The following is a 15818-nucleotide window of genomic DNA, read 5'->3' as shown; positions in this document are numbered from 1 at the left end:
TTACTCTTCGATGCGAAAGTTGGTACGCGGGATCGAGATGCCGGCAGGGTCTTCGACGGTGCACATGGCCGTCACGTAGCTGCGGATCGGGGAATTCTTCTCATCAGGCTGCCAGGGCTTCCTGGCGACGTTGTACGCACCGGGCGCGCCGCCGATGCCGCCGGTCGCGTCGATGGCCATCATCTGGTTCATGCACATCTTGTTGCGGTCGACGCAGCGGTTGAGGATCGCGTCGTACAGGTCGGGGGCCACGGTGCCGAAGCGGCGCACGGGTTCGCGCTCGCTGGGGCGCTCGAGCTTCTGGTAGACCTCGCGGCTGAGCTCGGTGCTTTCCGCGCGGGCTTTCTGGACCCACTGGTCGAAGCCTTCGTGGGTCACGCCGTGGAACTTGAAGCGCATGCCGGAGAAGCCTGCACCGCTGTAGTTGGCGGAGAAACCTTCGAACTCACCGGGCTGGTTGATGACCGCGTTGAGCTTGGTTTCCATGCCCGGCATGGCGTAGATCTGGCCCGCCAGCGCGGGGATGTAGAAGGAATTCATCACCGAGGAGGCCGTGATCTTGAAGACGATCGGCCTGTCCACCGGCGCCGCCAGCTCGTTGACGGTGGCGATGCCTTGCTCGGGGTAGATGAAAAGCCACTTCCAGTCGAGCGCAACGACTTCGACGGTCAGGGGCGTGGTGTTGTCCGGGATCGGCCGGTTGACCTCGAGGCGCCGCAGCGGGCGGTACGGGTCGAGCGTATGGGTGCTGATCCAGGTGATGGCGCCCAGCGCGATGATGATCATCAGCGGCGCGGCCCAGATCGCGAGTTCCAGCTCGGTGGAATGGTCCCACTCGGGCTGATACTTCGCCTCCTGGTTGGACTGGCGGTATTTCCAGGCAAAGAATATGGTCAGCCCGATCACCGGCACGATGATGAGGAGCATGAGCACCGTGGAAATGACGATCAGCTGGCCTTGCTGGCGGGCGATGTCGCCGGAGGGATTCAATACCACCATGTTGCAGCCCGCCAACAGGGCGAGCGGCAGCAACAGCAGTCCGCGGAGTTTGGTGAGGGGAGGCATGCCGAAGAGTGAGCTTTTGCTGGGCAAAGAGTCCAGAATCTACTTGGTTTGGCAGGTGCCGGATATTGGACGTTTTGTCCTATGGCGGCAATCCCGAAACGGTGAGAACCTCGCGGGGTCCTAGGATGACTTACGAACCTTTGCAGAAATGATGATGTCCGGCATCAGTCCCACCAACGCCCCTACCGAGATCAGCGAGTCCCTCCACGGGGATGATCACTCGCACATCACGCCCTCCGAGATCGCTGTCGGCGTGGTCATCGGCCGTGCATCGGAGTATTTCGACTTCTTCGTCTACGGGATCGCCTCGGTCCTGGTGTTCCCGGCGGTGTTCTTCCCGTTCGAGAACCGCCTCGACGGGGTGCTTCTCGCCTTCACGATCTTCTCCTTCGCCTTTATTGCGCGGCCGCTCGGCACGTTGATCTCGATGTCGGTCCAGCGCCGTTTCGGACGCGAAGCCAAGTTGACGATGGCGCTGTTCCTGCTCGGCATCTCCACTGCCGGGATCGCCTTCCTCCCGGGCTACGCCAGCCTGGGCACGGCATCGATCGTGCTGCTGTCGATCCTGCGCGTGGGCCAGGGGCTGGCGCTGGGTGGTTCGTGGGATGGTCTCCCGTCGCTGCTGGCCCTGAATGCGCCGCCGAATCGCCGCGGCTGGTACGCGATGCTGGGCCAGCTCGGCGCGCCGCTGGGCTTCTTCCTGGCCAGTGCGCTGTTCGCCTACCTCTACTCGAGCCTCCCGACGGAGGATTTCCTCGACTGGGGATGGCGTTACACCTTTTACGTTGCGTTTGCCATCAATGTCGTGGCCCTGTTCGCGCGCCTGAGACTGGTGTCCACCAACGAATACGACCGCGCGCTCGAATCCAAGGAACTCCAGCCGACCAATGTGCTGGAGATGACGCGGTCGCAGGGCTACAACATCGTCATCGGCGCCTTCGCCGCGCTGGCCAGCTACGCGCTGTTCCACCTGATCACCGTGTTCCCGCTCTCGTGGATCTCGCTGTTCTCGACCCAGTCGATCAGCGAATTCCTGGTGGTCCAGATGGTTGGCGCGGTGCTTGGCGCGATCGGCACGGTCGCCTCGGGCGTGATCGCCGACCGCATGGGCCGTCGCAACACACTCGGCAGCCTTGCGGTGCTGATCGCGGTCTTCAGCGGCTTCGCGCCGACGCTGCTCGACGGCGGCAAGCTCGGCCAGGACGTGTTCATCCTGGTGGGCTTCCTGATCCTGGGTCTGTCCTACGGCCAGGCTGCGGGTGCGGTGACTGCGAACTTCGAAAAGCAATACCGCTACACCGGCGCTGCGCTGACGAACGACCTGGCCTGGCTGATCGGGGCCGCCTTCGCGCCACTCGTCGCGCTCGGCTTGTCTTCGAGCTTCGGCTTGGGCTATGTCAGCGTCTACCTGCTCTCCGGCGCCCTCTGCACGCTCGCCGCGCTGTATGTGAATCGCGCAATTCTCGAGCGCGGCGAAAACGAGTGATCCACGCAGTGCCGCGCCAGCGGCCTGCTTGCCGTTCGGCCTTCAGCGCCGCGTGCGCCACTGCCTGAGCAATGCCAGCACCACGGCGATCGCGAGCGCCGAGGCAATCAGCGTGTGCTCGTGGGGACGCAGATGGCCGACCAGGGCATGGATCCACCCCGTGACCTGGATCCCGAACAGACTGATCACCGTGGACCAGACCACGGCGGCGATCGCGCACAACGCGGCGTAGGGCAGCGCCGCCATTCGGCCCATTCCAAGCGTCAGCGGCATCGCGATTCGCAGACCCCAGGCGAATCGCATCACGAAGATGGTCGCGACCGGGTGCCGCGTGACGAAACCATTGATCCGTTCCACATAGGAATGCAGCTTCGGGCGCTTCGCGAGCAGTTCGGTGCCCTTGCGGCGACCGAGATGAAAGTAGAACTGGTCGGTGCAGAACGCCGCCGCAGCACCGCAGGCAATCAGCGGTCCCAGCGACAAGTACCCCTGGTGCACCGCGAACGCGCCCAGCATGAGGATGGTTTCGCCCTCGAACAAACCACCGAGGAAGACGGCGAGATAGCCGTAGTTCTGCAGGAATTCGGACAGATGCATGGCGCCAATCATGCAGGCAACCGTGGGCGGGCATGGCGGCTGCGTGCGGTGCTGCTCGTTTCCGCCGGGGCGCGGGCATTTGCGCCGGCGGCGGTGAGCTATCGGCTGGTGGCGGGTGCGGGGCGAGGGATGGGGTCGCCTTCGCCCATTTGAGGTCCTCGGGCCGCCTGCGCACCGGCCTTGGCGCGCCGGGTGCGTGCTGCGGCACGCTCGTCGGTGGAGGTTCTCGGCCGCGCATCGGGGATCGGATCGCCTTCGCTCACCTGCGGGTTGCGCGCAGCGGCTTTCCCTTGCCGGGCGCGCTCGACGCGCGCCGCGCCGCCGTCGTCGACACCGAAGACCTGCGCCTGCGCATTCAACGCGACCAGTTGGATGACAGCGAGCGCCGCTGTCAGAACGAGAGCCTTCATGGCACGAACTCCAGGAAACATTGCGATGGGATGATCCGCCTTTGCATGGCCGGGGCCAAGTCTTCAGGGTTATCGGGAATCTGCGCTGGGGACGTTGCCGCCCTTGAGCCGCTCGCGGAAGAGCGCGGCGCGCATCAGGAAAATGGTCGTCACCGGCGCAGACAAGGCCACGAAAAGCGTGATCAACACGGCGTGCAGGAACAGGCTGCCGCCTTGTACCGAAAAGTAGATGATGGTCGCGAGCGTGATGCTCCAGACCCCCAGCGTCGCGCCGAGTGTCGGCGGATGGATGCGGCGGAAGAAGGTCGGCAGCCGCACGAGCCCGAACGATCCGATGGCCGCGAAGGCGGCACCCAGCACCGCGAAGGCCGCGGTCAGGATTTCCGCCCACACGGGCAGTGGCGTGGCGATGAGGTCGTTCATTCGATCACCTCGCCGCGCAGGAGGAATTTCGCCAGCGCCGTCGAGCCGAGGAAGCCGAACAGCGCGATCAGCATCGCGGCCTCGAAGTAGACGTTACTGGTGTAGTTGATGCCGAGGACGAGCATCATCAGCATGCCGTTGATGTAGAGGCAGTCGAGCGCCATCACGCGGTCCTGCGCAGTCGGGCCGATGAGCAGCCGCGTGACCGCGCAGAGCATCGCCACCGCGAGAAGAAACAGAGCGAGCTTGAGCGCCCAGAAGAGGACTGGCGTCATGGTTCGAAGATCTCCATCAGCGGGCGTTCGTAGCGCGACTTCACGAGCGCGATGAAGGCCTCGGGGTCACGCTCGTCGAACAGGTGGATCAGCAGGCTCGAGCGATCGAGCGAGATCTCGCCCCACGCCGTGCCGGGCGTGAGGCAGACGATCATCGCGAGCGCCGCGAGCGCGTTGGGATCGCGCAATTCGAGCGGAACGCGCACGAAGCGCGACTGCATCTCGTCGTTGCGGCGGGTTAGCAGGAGGCGCGCCACGGTCAGGGCGGATTCGACCATGTCGTGCAGGACCACGAAGGCGAGCTTCACTGCCGTGCCCGGCCGACGGATGCGCACCGTCCGCCGCGGGCGAAGCGACTGTGTGAGCAGCGGCACTGCGATGGCGAAGATCGCGGCCAGAAGCAGCGTCGCCACGTCGAGCGACTGGTTGAGCAGCAGCCAGACCACGAAGAGGCCCAGCGACAGCGGCGGGAAGGGGAGCCAGCGCTTGATCATTTTGCGACTCCAGGTTTTGGCGCAGGGCTGGGCACTTCGCGTGCATGAAGCACCGCGTCGCGATAGGCCGTTGGCGTGCGCAATCCCTCGGCCGTGGCGACGGCATGCTGCATGGCCGGTCCGGCGCCGAGCGCCAGCGCGAGGCAGGCGGCGAGCAGCAACCCGACCGGGATCACCTCCACGGCGGGCAGCGACGGCAGGTGGCCGTGCTCCTGCGTCCAGAAGTGCCGGATGCCGGTGCGGCTGAACGCAATGAGCGTGAAGAAGCCGGACATCAGCAACAGCACCAGGAAGCTCCAGGCCGCCGGCGTGATCCGCGTGGCGTCGAGCAGACCAGACAACATCGCGAACTTGCCGAGGAAGCCCGACAGCGGCGGCAATCCGGCGAGCAGGATCGTGCAGCCGACGAAGCCGAGCCCGAGGAACGCCACACCGGCCGGAATCGCGCGGCCGTAGAGCGCCTGCGCGTTGTCGTCGAGGTTCACGTTGTCCATGTGCTGCAGGTCGGCGGAAAGGAAGGGCACGTCGTCCGCCCCCTCGTGCGGTGCGACGCTCATGCCGGCATTGCGCCAGCGTTCGATCATGTCGATGAGCAGGAAGAAGGCGCTCACCGCCAAGGTCGAGCTGAGCAGGTAGTAGAGCGCACCGGCCCACACGGCCGCGCGGCCGAAGCCGACCGCGGTTAGCAGCGTGCCGGCGGAGATCAGGACGCTGAAGCCGGCGAGATTCGACAGCCGCTGCGTGCCCACGATGCCGAGCGCGCCCACGAAGAGCGTCGCCAGGCCCATCGCGATCAGCACGTGTTGCCCGAACCCCGCCGATGCGCCTGTGTCGGGGGCGAACATCAGCGTCCAGAGCCGCAGCAAGGCGTAGATGCCGAGTTTGGTCAAGAGCGCAAACACGGCGCCGACCGGCGAAACGGCCGAGCTGTAGGCGGGCACCAGCCAGAAATTGAGCGGCCACGCGCCTGCCTTGGCGAAGAAGGCCGTGGCGAGGATGGCTGCCGCGGCATGCACCAGCCCACGGTCCGCCGGGTTGATCTGCGCGATCTTCACGCCGAGGTCGGCCATGTTGAGCGTGCCGGTCACGCCGTAGAGCATCGCGGCGCCGATGAGGAACAGCGACGATGCCGCGAGGTTGATCGCGATGTAGTGCAGGCCCGCGTGAACGCGCCCGCGCCCCGAACCGTGCAGCAGCAGGCCGTACGAGGCGGCAAGCATCACTTCGAAGAAGACGAAGAGATTGAACAGGTCGCCAGTGAGGAAGGCGCCGTTGAGGCCCATCAGCTGCAATTGCAGCAGCGGATGGAAATGCACGCCGGCGCGGTCCCAGCGCGAGGTCGAATAGATCGACGCCGCGAAGGCCACGACGCCGGTCAGCGCGACCATCATCGTCGACAGCCGGTCGGCGACCAGCACGATGCCGAAAGGCGCCTGCCAGTTGCCCGGCAGATAGACGCCGATCGAGCCGGGGCCGCCGCCGGTGGCCGGCGCGTTGACCCACCGCAGCAGCGCGAGCGCGACCAGGAGGCCGATCAGGCCCGACGCCACGCTGAGCGCCGATTTGGTCCGGCGGCGTTCCTCGCGCAGCAGCAGCATGAGCGCGGCGGTGAGCATCGGCACCAGGATCGGCGCGGCGACGAGGTGCGGCATGCTCAGTTCGAGCATGCGGTCGAGCAGGTGGAAGAAGCCGGTCACGGGTCGGTCCCCCGGCGCTCTTCACCGTCGACGTGATCGGTGCCGGTGAGCCCTCGCGAGGCGAGGAGGACCACCAGGAAGAGGGCGGTCATCGCGAAGCCGATCACGATGGCGGTGAGCACCAGCGCCTGCGGCATCGGGTCTGCCGTGTTGGCGAGCGTGGCGGCGAAGCCCGGCGTCAGCACCGGTTCGCTGTCGACCTTGAGGCGCCCCATGCTGAAGATGAACAGGTTGACCGCATAGGAGATCAGCGTGAGGCCCATGATCACCTGGAAGGTGCGCGGACGCAGCAGCAGGTACACCCCAGACGCGGTGAGGATGGCGATGGCGATGGCGAGGACGATTTCCATCAGGCGGCATCCTTGACTTCGGCCGTGGCGGCGCGCTCGGCTTCCTTCTCGGCCTGCTCGTCGGACCAGCGGTGGCTGCGGATCGACTGGTGCGCCAGCGCGGTGAGGATCAGCATGGTGGCGCCGAGCACCAGCGCGAACACGCCGGTGTCGAAGAACAGCGCGCTCGGCACATGCACTTCGCCGAGCAGCGGCAGGTGCAGATGCGCGGTATGCGTGGTGAGGAAGGGGTAGCCGAGGAGGATCGCGCCGTCGCCCGTGATCAGCGCAAGCAGCAGCCCGACGGCGATCCAGCGCCGCGGATAGATGCGCAGATGCTCTTCCACCCATTCGGTGCCGGACACCATGTACTGGAGCACCAAGGCCACCGACATCACCAGGCCAGCGACGAAGCCGCCGCCGGGCTGGTTGTGACCGCGCATGAAGAAGTAGACCGACACCAGCACCGACAGCGGCAGCAGCAACCGCACGAGCACCGCCGGGACCATCAGGTAGCCGACCGCGGTGTCCTTGGCGCGGCGCGGATTGAGCAGGTCGCTGCTGCCGTCGTCCGGATACGCGCGCTGCTGCCGCGGCAGCGCCATCGATTCCGGCGCAGGCCGGAAGCGGCGCAGCAGCGCATAAACCGTCAGCGCCACGACACCGAGCACCGTGATCTCGCCGAAGGTGTCGAAGCCGCGGAAGTCGACGAGCATCACGTTGACCACGTTGGTGCCGCCGCCGCGTGTCAGCGCGTTGTCGAGGAAGAAGGGCGAGATGCTTTGCGGGAAGGTGCGCGTCATCATCATCCAGGCGATCGAGCCAAGGCCCGCGCCGGCAGTGATGGCGATCGCCAGGTCGCGGCCGCGCCGACCCCATTGACGCAACCAAGTCCAGGTGGGCTCGGGCGTTGCGGTGCGCATCGGCAGCCAGCGCAGGCCGAGGAGGATCAGCACGGTCGTCACCGCCTCCACCACGAGCTGCGTGAGCGCGAGGTCGGGCGCCGAGAACCAGATGTAGGTGATGCAGCTCACCAGCCCGGCGGCCGAGGCCAGCATCAGCGACGCGAGGCGATGGAACTTGGCCTGCTGCGCGGCGGCGATCGCGCAGGTACAGCCGATCAGCCAGATCATCGCGAACATCGGCGAGAAGGGCAGCAGCTCGCGCGATCCGCGTGCAGCCGGCGTGAAGTGGAGCGCCGCGGCCGCACCGGACATCGCGACGCCGACGAGCAGCAACAGCTGGATCTGCAGGCGCCGCGTGCCGAGAATCCGGCGGCTGCGGCGGCCGGTCTCGCTCAGGCGCGCCAGCAGGTTCTCGAAGATGCGCTGGCCGTCGAAGCGATGCAGCAGTGGCGTCGTCGCTTCCGCCAGCACGCCGCGTTCGCGGCCGCGGCGTTGCAACAGGTAGAGCATTCCACCGCCGACCAGTGCGATGAAACTCATGAGCAGGGGCAGGTTGAATCCGTGCCACACCGCAAGGCTGTATTCCGGCAGGACACCGCCGACGACCGGCCTTGCGGCCGTCGCGAGAAACGCGCCGACCGACCATGCGGGCGCGACGCCCACGACCAGGCAGATCAGCACCAGGAGTTCCACCGGCACCCGCATCCAGTGAGGCGGCTCGTGCGGCTGCCTGGGCACCTCGGGGGACGCGCAGGGCGGGCCGAAGAACACATCGAACACGAAGCGGGCCGAATAGGCCACGCTGAAGAGACCGGCGATCGTCGCGACGATCGGCAGGCTGCGGCTCACCCATGGGGTGGCCTCGATGAACACCGTCTCGGCGAAGAACATCTCCTTCGACAGGAAGCCGTTGAGCAGCGGCACGCCGGCCATCGATGCGCTCGCGATGATCGCCAGCGTGCCGGTGATCGGCATCAGTTTGAGCAAGCCGCTGAGCTTGCGGATGTCGCGCGTGCCGCTCTCGTGGTCGATGATGCCGGCTGCCATGAAGAGCGACGCCTTGAAGGTCGCGTGGTTCATGATGTGGAAGACCGCCGCCACCGCCGCGAGCGGGCTGTTGAGGCCCAGCAGAAGGGTGATGAGTCCGAGGTGCGAGATCGTCGAGTACGCCAGCAGCGCCTTCAGGTCGCGCTGGAACATCGCCACGTAGCCGCCGAGCAGCAGCGTGATCGCGCCGGCACCGCCGACCAGCCAGAACCATTGCTCGGTGCCCGACAGCACCGGCCAAAGGCGTGCCATGAGGAACACGCCGAGCTTCACCATCGTGGCCGAATGCAGGTAGGACGAAACGGGCGTGGGCGCCGCCATCGCGCGAGGCAGCCAGAAATGGAATGGAAACTGTGCGCTCTTGGTGAAGGCGCCGAGCAGCACCAGCACGAGCGCGGCGGGGTAGAGAGGATGTGCGCGGATCGCGTTGCCCGACGCGAGCACCACGTCGAGGTCGTAGCTGCCGGCGATGCGCCCCAGGATCAGCGCGCCGGCCAGCAGGCACAGGCCGCCCGCGCCGGTGACCACGAGCGCCATGGTCGCGCCGCGGCGCGCATCGCGCCGGTGGTGCCAGTAGCCGATCAGCAAGAAGGAGAAAAGACTGGTGAGTTCCCAGAACAGCACCAACTGGATGATGTTGCCCGACAGGACCACGCCCATCATCGCGCCCATGAACGCGAGCAGGAACGAGAAGAATCGCGGTACGGGGTCGGACGGCGACATGTAGTAGCGCGCGTACAGCACCACCAACGTTCCGATCCCCAGCACGAGCATGCAGAACAGCCATGCAAAGCCATCCATGCGGAAGACGAGATCGAGTCCGAGGACGGGCAGCCACTCGATCCTCTGCTGGATCACCTCGCCGCCGGCGACTTCCGGGAAGAACCACGCGGCTTGCACCGCGCACCCCAGCGCGACGAGGCCCGCGAGTGTCGATTCACGATTTCGCGCATCCGAAGGCAGCAGCGCGGCGAGCACGCTGGCGACGAACGGAAGTGCGACGAGAAAGACAAGGGGCATCGCGATCGATTCTATCGATCGCCCCTCTGCGATCTCCGCTCAAGCCATGAGGTATTGAACGGTCCTGAAGCCGAGCCAGGTGAGCAGCAGCGAGCCGCCAAGGTGAAGCGCGACCGTCACCAGCGCATCCCCTGGTCGTCCGGCCACCATCATGCCGACGACCTCGGCGGAGAAGCTTGAAAAGGTGGTGAGAGAACCCAGGAACCCCGTGACCACGATCAGCCGCCATGCCGGATTGATATCAGGCAGTGCCGTGAAACCGGCGATCGCAAGGCCGACCAGATAGCCGCCGATCAGGTTCACGGCCAGCGTGCCCCACGGCAACCAGCCGCCCGGGTTGAGCCAGGTCGAGAAGCCCCAGCGAAGCAGCGCGCCGACGCACGCGGAGACACAGATGACGAAGACGTTCAGCAGCATGGGGCGATTGTCGTCGGGCCATGCCGCCTATTTGTCCGCCCCCATCACGACGTCCGGCAGGATGGTCACGATGCTCGGGAACACGGTGATCAGAGCGATGCAGAGCACGAGACAGAAGAAGAACGGAATCGCCGCCTTCGCGATCACGTTGCTGTCCTTGCCGGTCATGTTCTGCAGCACGAACAGGTTGAAGCCGACCGGTGGCGTGACTTCCGCGATCTCGACCAGCAGCACGATGAAGATGCCGAACCACACGAGGTCGAACCCCGCCTTCTGGATCATCGGCAGCACGACGGCGCTGGTCAGCACGATCATCGAAATCCCGTCGAGCGCGGTCCCAAGTACCAGATAGACCAGCACCAGCGCGCCGATCAGCGCGTAGGGCGAAAGGTGCATGCTGTCCACCCACTCCGCGAGCTCGCGCGGGATGCCGGTGAAGGCCATGGTCTTGGTCAGGAAGGCCGCGCCCGCAAGGATGAACATGATCATGCAGCTCGTGCGCGTGGCGCCCATGATCCCGTCCTTGAAGTTCTGCCACGTGAGGCTTCGGCCCCACGCGGCGATCGCGAGCGAGCCCAGCACGCCGAATGCCGCGCATTCGGTGGCCGTGGCCCAGCCGGCGACCAGCACCCACACGATGAAGACAATCAGGAGCGTGCAGGGGATCAGGTTGCCCGAGAGCCGGATCTTCTCTCGGAAAGTCGTCGGCGGATCGGCGGGCGGGACCTGGTCGGGATTGCGCAGGCTCCACCAGCCGATATAGCCCGAGAAGAGCAGCATCAGCAGCAGCCCGGGCAGGAAGCCCGCGAGAAAGATGCGGATGATCGACGCATCGGCCGCGACTGCGTACACCACCATCGTGATCGACGGCGGGATCAGGATGCCCAGCGTGCCCGCAGTGGCCAGCGAGCCGATCGCCAGCTTCTCGTTGTAGCCGCGGCGCACGAGTTCCGGCAGCGCGACCTTTGCGATCGTTGCGCAGGTCGCGGCGGATGAACCGGAGACCGAGCCGAACACGCCGCAGCCGATGATCGTCGTGTGCATCAGGCGCCCGGGCACGCGGTTGAGCCATGGCCGCAGGCCTTCGAACATCTCCTCGCTCAGCTTCGTGCGAAAGAGGATCTCGCCCATCCAGATGAAGAGCGGCAGCGCGGCCAGCTCCCAGGAGGCATTCGACTCCCAGAACGAAGAGAAGAGATTCTTGGCGGGCAGCGTCTGGGTGAAGAAGGCCTGGCCGACCCACCCGACGATCGCGAGTGTCATCGCGATCCACACGCCGCCGGCGAGCAGCACCAGCATGATGGCGAGCAGCAGCGCGCCCATGAGAAGGGTTTCGAGCATTTCAGTAGTCCATCAGGCGGCCACGCGGCCCGCGTCGCATGAAACCGATGCAGCCAAGGCCAGGAATCCCGCGGAACCGGCTCTGCCGGGCCGCAGGGATTGCCCCCTGCAAGGGGGTGGAGAGCGACACGAAGTGCGCGAGCCTGGGGGTGTGCCTATACATCGGAGGAGAAATCGCCTGCCGCGTGCCGCTCCTCGACCGCGCGCTGGTAGCTCGGTTTGTCGCCGCGCAGCACGCCGGCCAACTCGTCGATCATCGCGATCAGGAGCAACCAGCAGCCGAGCACGAAGGTCGATTGGGGAATCCAGATCGGTATCACCACGAGACCGGTGGCCATCTCGGCGAACTCGTAGCTCTCCCAGGTGAAGCTGGTGGCCGCGTAGGTCAGGTAGGACACCGAGACCGCTGCGATCAGCAGGCAGCCGACGTCGAGCGCGCGCCGAACCCTTGGCGACGCAACTTCGAGCAGCAGCGTCACGCGCACGAAATCGCCATGGCGGAAGGCGTGCGCCATCGCGAAGAAACCGGCGGCCGCGCACAGCCACGCGACCACGTCATTGAGGCCGCTCACATGCCAGTTCATCTGCCGTCCGACGCCGCCAAGCACCATCAGCACGAAGATGACGAACACGCAGAGCGCCCCGAGTGCGCCGGCACCGTCGTACAGGCGATCGAGCCACACGCGAGCGCGGCCCGCGCGCTTCCCGTCGAGAGCGACCCCCGCGGGGTGCCCGGCCGAAGACTGGGTCATGGGTCAGTTCTTCTTGTAGGTGTCCACGATGGCCGCGCCATCGGGACCCGCGACCTTCAGCCAGTCGGCCTGCATGATGGTGCCGACCTGTCGCATGTCCGCATCGAGCTTGGGCGAGGGCCTGTGGATCTTCATGCCGCGCTCGGTCAGCAGGCGCTTGTACTCGTCGTTCTTTTCTTGCGCGACCTTCCAGCCGCGCGCTTCGGCATCGGCGGCGGCCTTGGTGACCGCGTCCTTCGTTGCCGGGTCGAGCGCGTCGAAGGCCTTGGCGTTCACGAGCACGGCGTTCTTCGGAATCCAGGCCTGCGTGTCGTAGAAGTTCTTGATGCTCTCGTAGGTCTTGGTGTCGTAGCCCGTCGAGCCCGAGCTCATGTAGCTTTCGATCACACCTGTCGCCATCGCTGCGCTGAGCTCGGCCTGCTGGATCTGTACAGGCTGCGCGCCGATCAGTTCGGCAATCTTCGCGGTGGCCGGGCTGTAGGCGCGCCACTTGATCCCGCGCAAGTCGGCCACCGAGCCGATCTCCTTCTTCGAGTAGATGCCCTGCGGCGCCCAGGGAACCATGAACAGGACCTTGACGCCTTGCGCGGCAAGCAGCTTTTCCATCGCGGGCTTGGAGGCTCCGTAGAGCTTCTTCGCTTCAGGATAGGTCGTGGCGAGGAAGGGTACGCCGTCGAGCGCATAGATCGGGTTCTCGTTCGCGAAGTTGGCGAGCAGGATCTCGCCCGCCTGCGCCTGGCCGCTCTGCACCGCGCGCTTGATCTCCGGCGCCTTGAACAGCGATGCGTTGGAATGCACGGTGATCTTGAGCTTGCCCCCAGTCGCCGCATCGACGTCCTTCGCGAACTGGACGATGTTCTCGGTGTGGTAGTTCGCGGGCGGATAGGCCGTGGGCAGATCCCACTTGGCCTGTGCGAACGCTGCTGCACCGAAGGTGAGGCCAGCCAGGGCGATGCCGAACTTGTGAATCATGAGCTCTCCAGAACGTGCATGGTGGAAAAGTCGATCGGGAGCATACGTTGCAAGTACTGCGCCATCGCTCGGGCATTTCCCTGCAACTGCCCGGCCTGCGCGGGCAGCGACAGATGCGAAAAGGCCGCCCGAGGGCGGCCTTCAATTCAGCGCATCGATGTGCGCGTGGATGGATCTCAGGGCTTGGCCTGCGCCTTGTGCGCGGTCGGCGTGACCTTCTTCGCATCGTTCTCTTTGACCTTGTTGGCCGGCGCCTGCCCGCTGAAGGGCTGCCCGTTGACCGTGAGGCCCTCTCCCGAGAGCTTGGTCGCGGACTTGTCCTTCACGCCCTTGACCCGGCTCATGAAGTCGGCCCAGTCCTTGAACTCGCCCTGCTTGCGGGCTTCGATGATGCGCTTGGAAAGCGCGGGGCCGACGCCCTTCAGACTGTCGAGCTCGGCTTCGGTGGCCCTGTTGACATCGACCGCGGCCCAGGAGGCGACGGCAAACAGCATGGCCGTGGCGGCCAAGATCTTCTTGAACATGACTAACTCCCTGACATTGTTGTGTGAGGAACGCGGAGCGTTCCACCGCGCACGGAGCGCGCGCGGCGAGCACATGATAGCGGGGAGGACGACGGCGCTCGCAGGCAGCCGCGGATCAGAGTTCTTCGACGCGGCGCGGCGGATAGCTGTCCCAGGCCTGGCACCCGGGGCAGTGCCAGAAGTACTGGTGCGCCTCGAATCCGCACGCGGCGCAGCGATAGCGCATGAGGGGGCGCGTCGCCTGGTCGAGGGAGCGCTGGACCTGGGGGTGGAACTGCTCGTGCTCGAACCGCTCGCTGGCGAGCCAGCGGGATGCCGCCACCAGCGACGTCTGGCGCGCGAGGTGCGCGATGTAGCCGTCGCGCGGTTCAGGTGGGGGGGCATCGGCGGCGCGTGCGTCGTCCGGCAACGCGGGGGCGCCGCCGAGGGCGATGATGGCTTCGAGCACATCGATCGACGGCGAGGCAACGTACCGGCGCTGCAGCAGGGCGAGCGCCTCGCCTGAACGCTGGGACGCCACCGCAGCCTGCTGGAGCATCGCTGCATACAGCGGCAATGCGAGCGGTGCGCGCTCGCTGAGCGCCTTGAGAGTCTCGAAGGCGGCAGCGGCGTCGCCCTTGCGCAGTTGAAGCGCGGCGGTGTCGATGGCGGGACGTGGCGCCTGGGGCGCAAGCGTCGTGGCCTCGCGAAGCATTTGCGCTGCGCCGTCCAGGTCCGCAGCGGCTACGCGCTCGGCGGCCTGCTCACAAAGATGGTGGGCGCGCCGCGCGCTGTAGCTGGCCTGTTCCGATTCGTCGAGCTTCTGCGCCACATCTTCCGCCTGAGCCCACTCGCGCGAACGCTCGTAGATGGCCAGCAGCGAGAGCCTCGCCTCGTTCTCGTAGCGCGTGCCTTCGAGCTTTTGCAGCGCGGCTTCGGCGCGGTCGAGCAGTCCCGCGCGCAGGAAGTCCTGCGCGAGCGCATGCTGCGCGCGATCGCGATCGGCGCGGCTCAGGTCCCCGCGTCCGAGCAGGTGTTCGTGCACCCGCACCGCACGCTGGTACTCGCCGCGGCGGCGGAACAGGTTGCCGAGGGCGAAGTGCAGCTCCTGCGTGTCGGCATCGTTCTGGACGGCTTCGATGAAGGCATCGATCGCCTGGTCCTGCTGCTCGTTCAGGAGGAAGTTCAGGCCGCGGAAGTAGGCCTTGGGCGCCTGGCGGTTCTCGATCCTGAGTTGCCTCAGGTCGAAGCGCGACGCGAGCCAACCGAGAACGAAGGCGATGGGGAGGCCGAGCAGCAGCCAGCTGAGGTCAAAGTCCATGTTGGCGTACGGCGGGAAGATCGGCGGCGGAAACGGTGGCGGGGGGCGCAGTCGCCGGTGCTGGCGGCGGGACGACCGGGGCAGGCGATTGCTGTGCCGCCGCGCTGCGATGCTTCCACCATCCCGGCAGCATGCCCAGGGCTCCGACCACCATGCCGCCCGCGAAGGCGGCCAGGACCACCAGCACCAGCGGGGCGCGCCAGGAGGTCCCGAAGAAGAAGTAAACCGTCGCGTCGTGCTGGTTGTTCAGCGCGAAGGCGAAGAGGGTAAAAAAAATGGCTGCCTTCAGCAGCCACAGGAGATATTTCATGCGCTTCCCCGTTGGCGGGGGAATTCTATGCCCGCCCGTCGATGGACTCGCAGGGCATGCACGTCGCTTTACGCGCGCTTTTGCTTCTCGGCGTCGAGTTCCACGCTCCGCGCATCGACCGCTTCGCGCAAGGCCTTGCCCGGCTTGAAGTGCGGCACGCGCTTTTCGGGAATCTGCACGCTCTCGCCCGAACGCGGGTTGCGTCCGATGCGTGGCGGGCGCCGGTTCACCGTGAAGCTGCCGAAGCCCCGGATCTCGATGCGGTGGCCGCGCACGAGCGCATCGCCCATCGCGTCGAGGATGGTCTTGACGGCGTATTCGGCGTCGCGGTGCGTCAGTTGTGCAAAGCGTGCGGCGAGTTCTTCGACAAGATCGGAACGGGTCATGGCAGAAACGGAGGGGACGAAAAAAAGGACAGAGCGGCCCGAAGGCCGGCCCTGTCCCCGGACTCAGC

Annotated in this window: 18 protein-coding genes; 1 reads left to right on the top strand and 17 read right to left on the bottom strand. The window is 66.2% G+C overall.

The features are described from left to right. Entirely contained in the window at positions 1–1065 is a 1065-nt protein-coding gene (cyoA, locus tag BLW05_RS13965; protein WP_093163395.1) for a ubiquinol oxidase subunit II, read from the bottom strand. A 148-nt stretch (positions 1066–1213) separates the two neighbouring features. Here cyoA and BLW05_RS13960 point away from each other — a divergent pair, with 148 nt between their 5' ends. Beyond that, positions 1214–2551 (top strand): MFS transporter, encoded by a 1338-nt coding sequence (locus tag BLW05_RS13960; protein ID WP_093163393.1) that lies wholly within the window; start codon positions 1214–1216, stop codon positions 2549–2551. A gap of 42 nt (positions 2552–2593) precedes the next feature. Here BLW05_RS13960 and BLW05_RS13955 read toward each other — a convergent pair whose 3' ends face one another. The 16 genes from BLW05_RS13955 to BLW05_RS13880 form a co-directional block, all read right to left on the bottom strand. Next, entirely contained in the window at positions 2594–3148 is a 555-nt protein-coding gene (locus BLW05_RS13955) for a DedA family protein (protein WP_177142658.1), read from the bottom strand. A 98-nt stretch (positions 3149–3246) separates the two neighbouring features. Continuing rightward, on the bottom strand, positions 3247–3558 hold the full coding sequence (locus BLW05_RS13950; protein ID WP_093163389.1) for a hypothetical protein: 312 nt from the start codon (positions 3556–3558) through the stop codon (positions 3247–3249). Between the two features lie 69 nt (positions 3559–3627). Then, positions 3628–3981, bottom strand: a complete 354-nt coding sequence (gene mnhG, locus BLW05_RS13945; RefSeq protein ID WP_093163388.1) for a monovalent cation/H(+) antiporter subunit G — start codon at positions 3979–3981, stop codon at positions 3628–3630. Continuing rightward, positions 3978–4256, bottom strand: a complete 279-nt coding sequence (locus tag BLW05_RS13940) for a K+/H+ antiporter subunit F (RefSeq protein ID WP_093163386.1) — start codon at positions 4254–4256, stop codon at positions 3978–3980. Before BLW05_RS13940 ends, mnhG begins: the two co-directional genes overlap by 4 nt. After that, positions 4253–4747 carry a Na+/H+ antiporter subunit E gene (locus tag BLW05_RS13935; RefSeq protein WP_093164046.1) on the bottom strand — a complete coding sequence of 165 codons (495 nt, stop codon included), beginning with the start codon at positions 4745–4747 and terminating at the stop codon, positions 4253–4255. Before BLW05_RS13935 ends, BLW05_RS13940 begins: the two co-directional genes overlap by 4 nt. Further along, positions 4747–6402: a monovalent cation/H+ antiporter subunit D gene (locus BLW05_RS13930; RefSeq protein WP_177142671.1), complete on the bottom strand. Its 1656-nt coding sequence runs from the start codon at positions 6400–6402 to the stop codon at positions 4747–4749. The genes BLW05_RS13935 and BLW05_RS13930 overlap by 1 nt, the downstream gene beginning before the upstream one ends. A 41-nt stretch (positions 6403–6443) precedes the next feature. Next, positions 6444–6797 (bottom strand): Na+/H+ antiporter subunit C, encoded by a 354-nt coding sequence (locus tag BLW05_RS13925; RefSeq protein ID WP_093163385.1) that lies wholly within the window; start codon positions 6795–6797, stop codon positions 6444–6446. Further along, positions 6797–9748: a monovalent cation/H+ antiporter subunit A gene (locus BLW05_RS13920; RefSeq protein ID WP_093163383.1), complete on the bottom strand. Its 2952-nt coding sequence runs from the start codon at positions 9746–9748 to the stop codon at positions 6797–6799. Before BLW05_RS13920 ends, BLW05_RS13925 begins: the two co-directional genes overlap by 1 nt. 39 nt (positions 9749–9787) lie before the next feature. Further along, positions 9788–10165: a fluoride efflux transporter CrcB gene (gene crcB / locus BLW05_RS13915; protein ID WP_093163382.1), complete on the bottom strand. Its 378-nt coding sequence runs from the start codon at positions 10163–10165 to the stop codon at positions 9788–9790. A gap of 27 nt (positions 10166–10192) precedes the next feature. Further along, on the bottom strand, positions 10193–11506 hold the full coding sequence (locus tag BLW05_RS13910) for a TRAP transporter large permease (protein ID WP_093163381.1): 1314 nt from the start codon (positions 11504–11506) through the stop codon (positions 10193–10195). A gap of 155 nt (positions 11507–11661) precedes the next feature. Further along, complete coding sequence (locus BLW05_RS13905) at positions 11662–12258, bottom strand: TRAP transporter small permease subunit (protein WP_093163380.1); 597 nt, start codon at positions 12256–12258, stop codon at positions 11662–11664. A 3-nt stretch (positions 12259–12261) separates the two neighbouring features. Continuing rightward, positions 12262–13230: a TRAP transporter substrate-binding protein gene (locus BLW05_RS13900; RefSeq protein WP_093163378.1), complete on the bottom strand. Its 969-nt coding sequence runs from the start codon at positions 13228–13230 to the stop codon at positions 12262–12264. Between the two features lie 176 nt (positions 13231–13406). Beyond that, positions 13407–13754, bottom strand: a complete 348-nt coding sequence (locus BLW05_RS13895; protein WP_093163377.1) for a ComEA family DNA-binding protein — start codon at positions 13752–13754, stop codon at positions 13407–13409. 115 nt (positions 13755–13869) lie between these two features. Next, positions 13870–15054 (bottom strand): lipopolysaccharide assembly protein LapB, encoded by a 1185-nt coding sequence (lapB, locus tag BLW05_RS13890; protein WP_093163375.1) that lies wholly within the window; start codon positions 15052–15054, stop codon positions 13870–13872. Continuing rightward, positions 15044–15364, bottom strand: coding sequence for a LapA family protein (locus tag BLW05_RS13885; RefSeq protein WP_093163374.1), 321 nt, complete (start codon positions 15362–15364; stop codon positions 15044–15046). Before BLW05_RS13885 ends, lapB begins: the two co-directional genes overlap by 11 nt. 68 nt (positions 15365–15432) lie before the next feature. Further along, on the bottom strand, positions 15433–15750 hold the full coding sequence (locus tag BLW05_RS13880; RefSeq protein WP_093163372.1) for an integration host factor subunit beta: 318 nt from the start codon (positions 15748–15750) through the stop codon (positions 15433–15435). Positions 15751–15818: the final 68 nt, after the last annotated feature.

The organism is Variovorax sp. YR216 (assembly GCF_900107745.1).
Lineage (GTDB): Bacteria > Pseudomonadota > Gammaproteobacteria > Burkholderiales > Burkholderiaceae_C > Variovorax.
The sequence above is the reverse complement of the archived record's forward strand: the minus strand, read 5'-3'. Positions and strand labels throughout refer to the sequence as shown.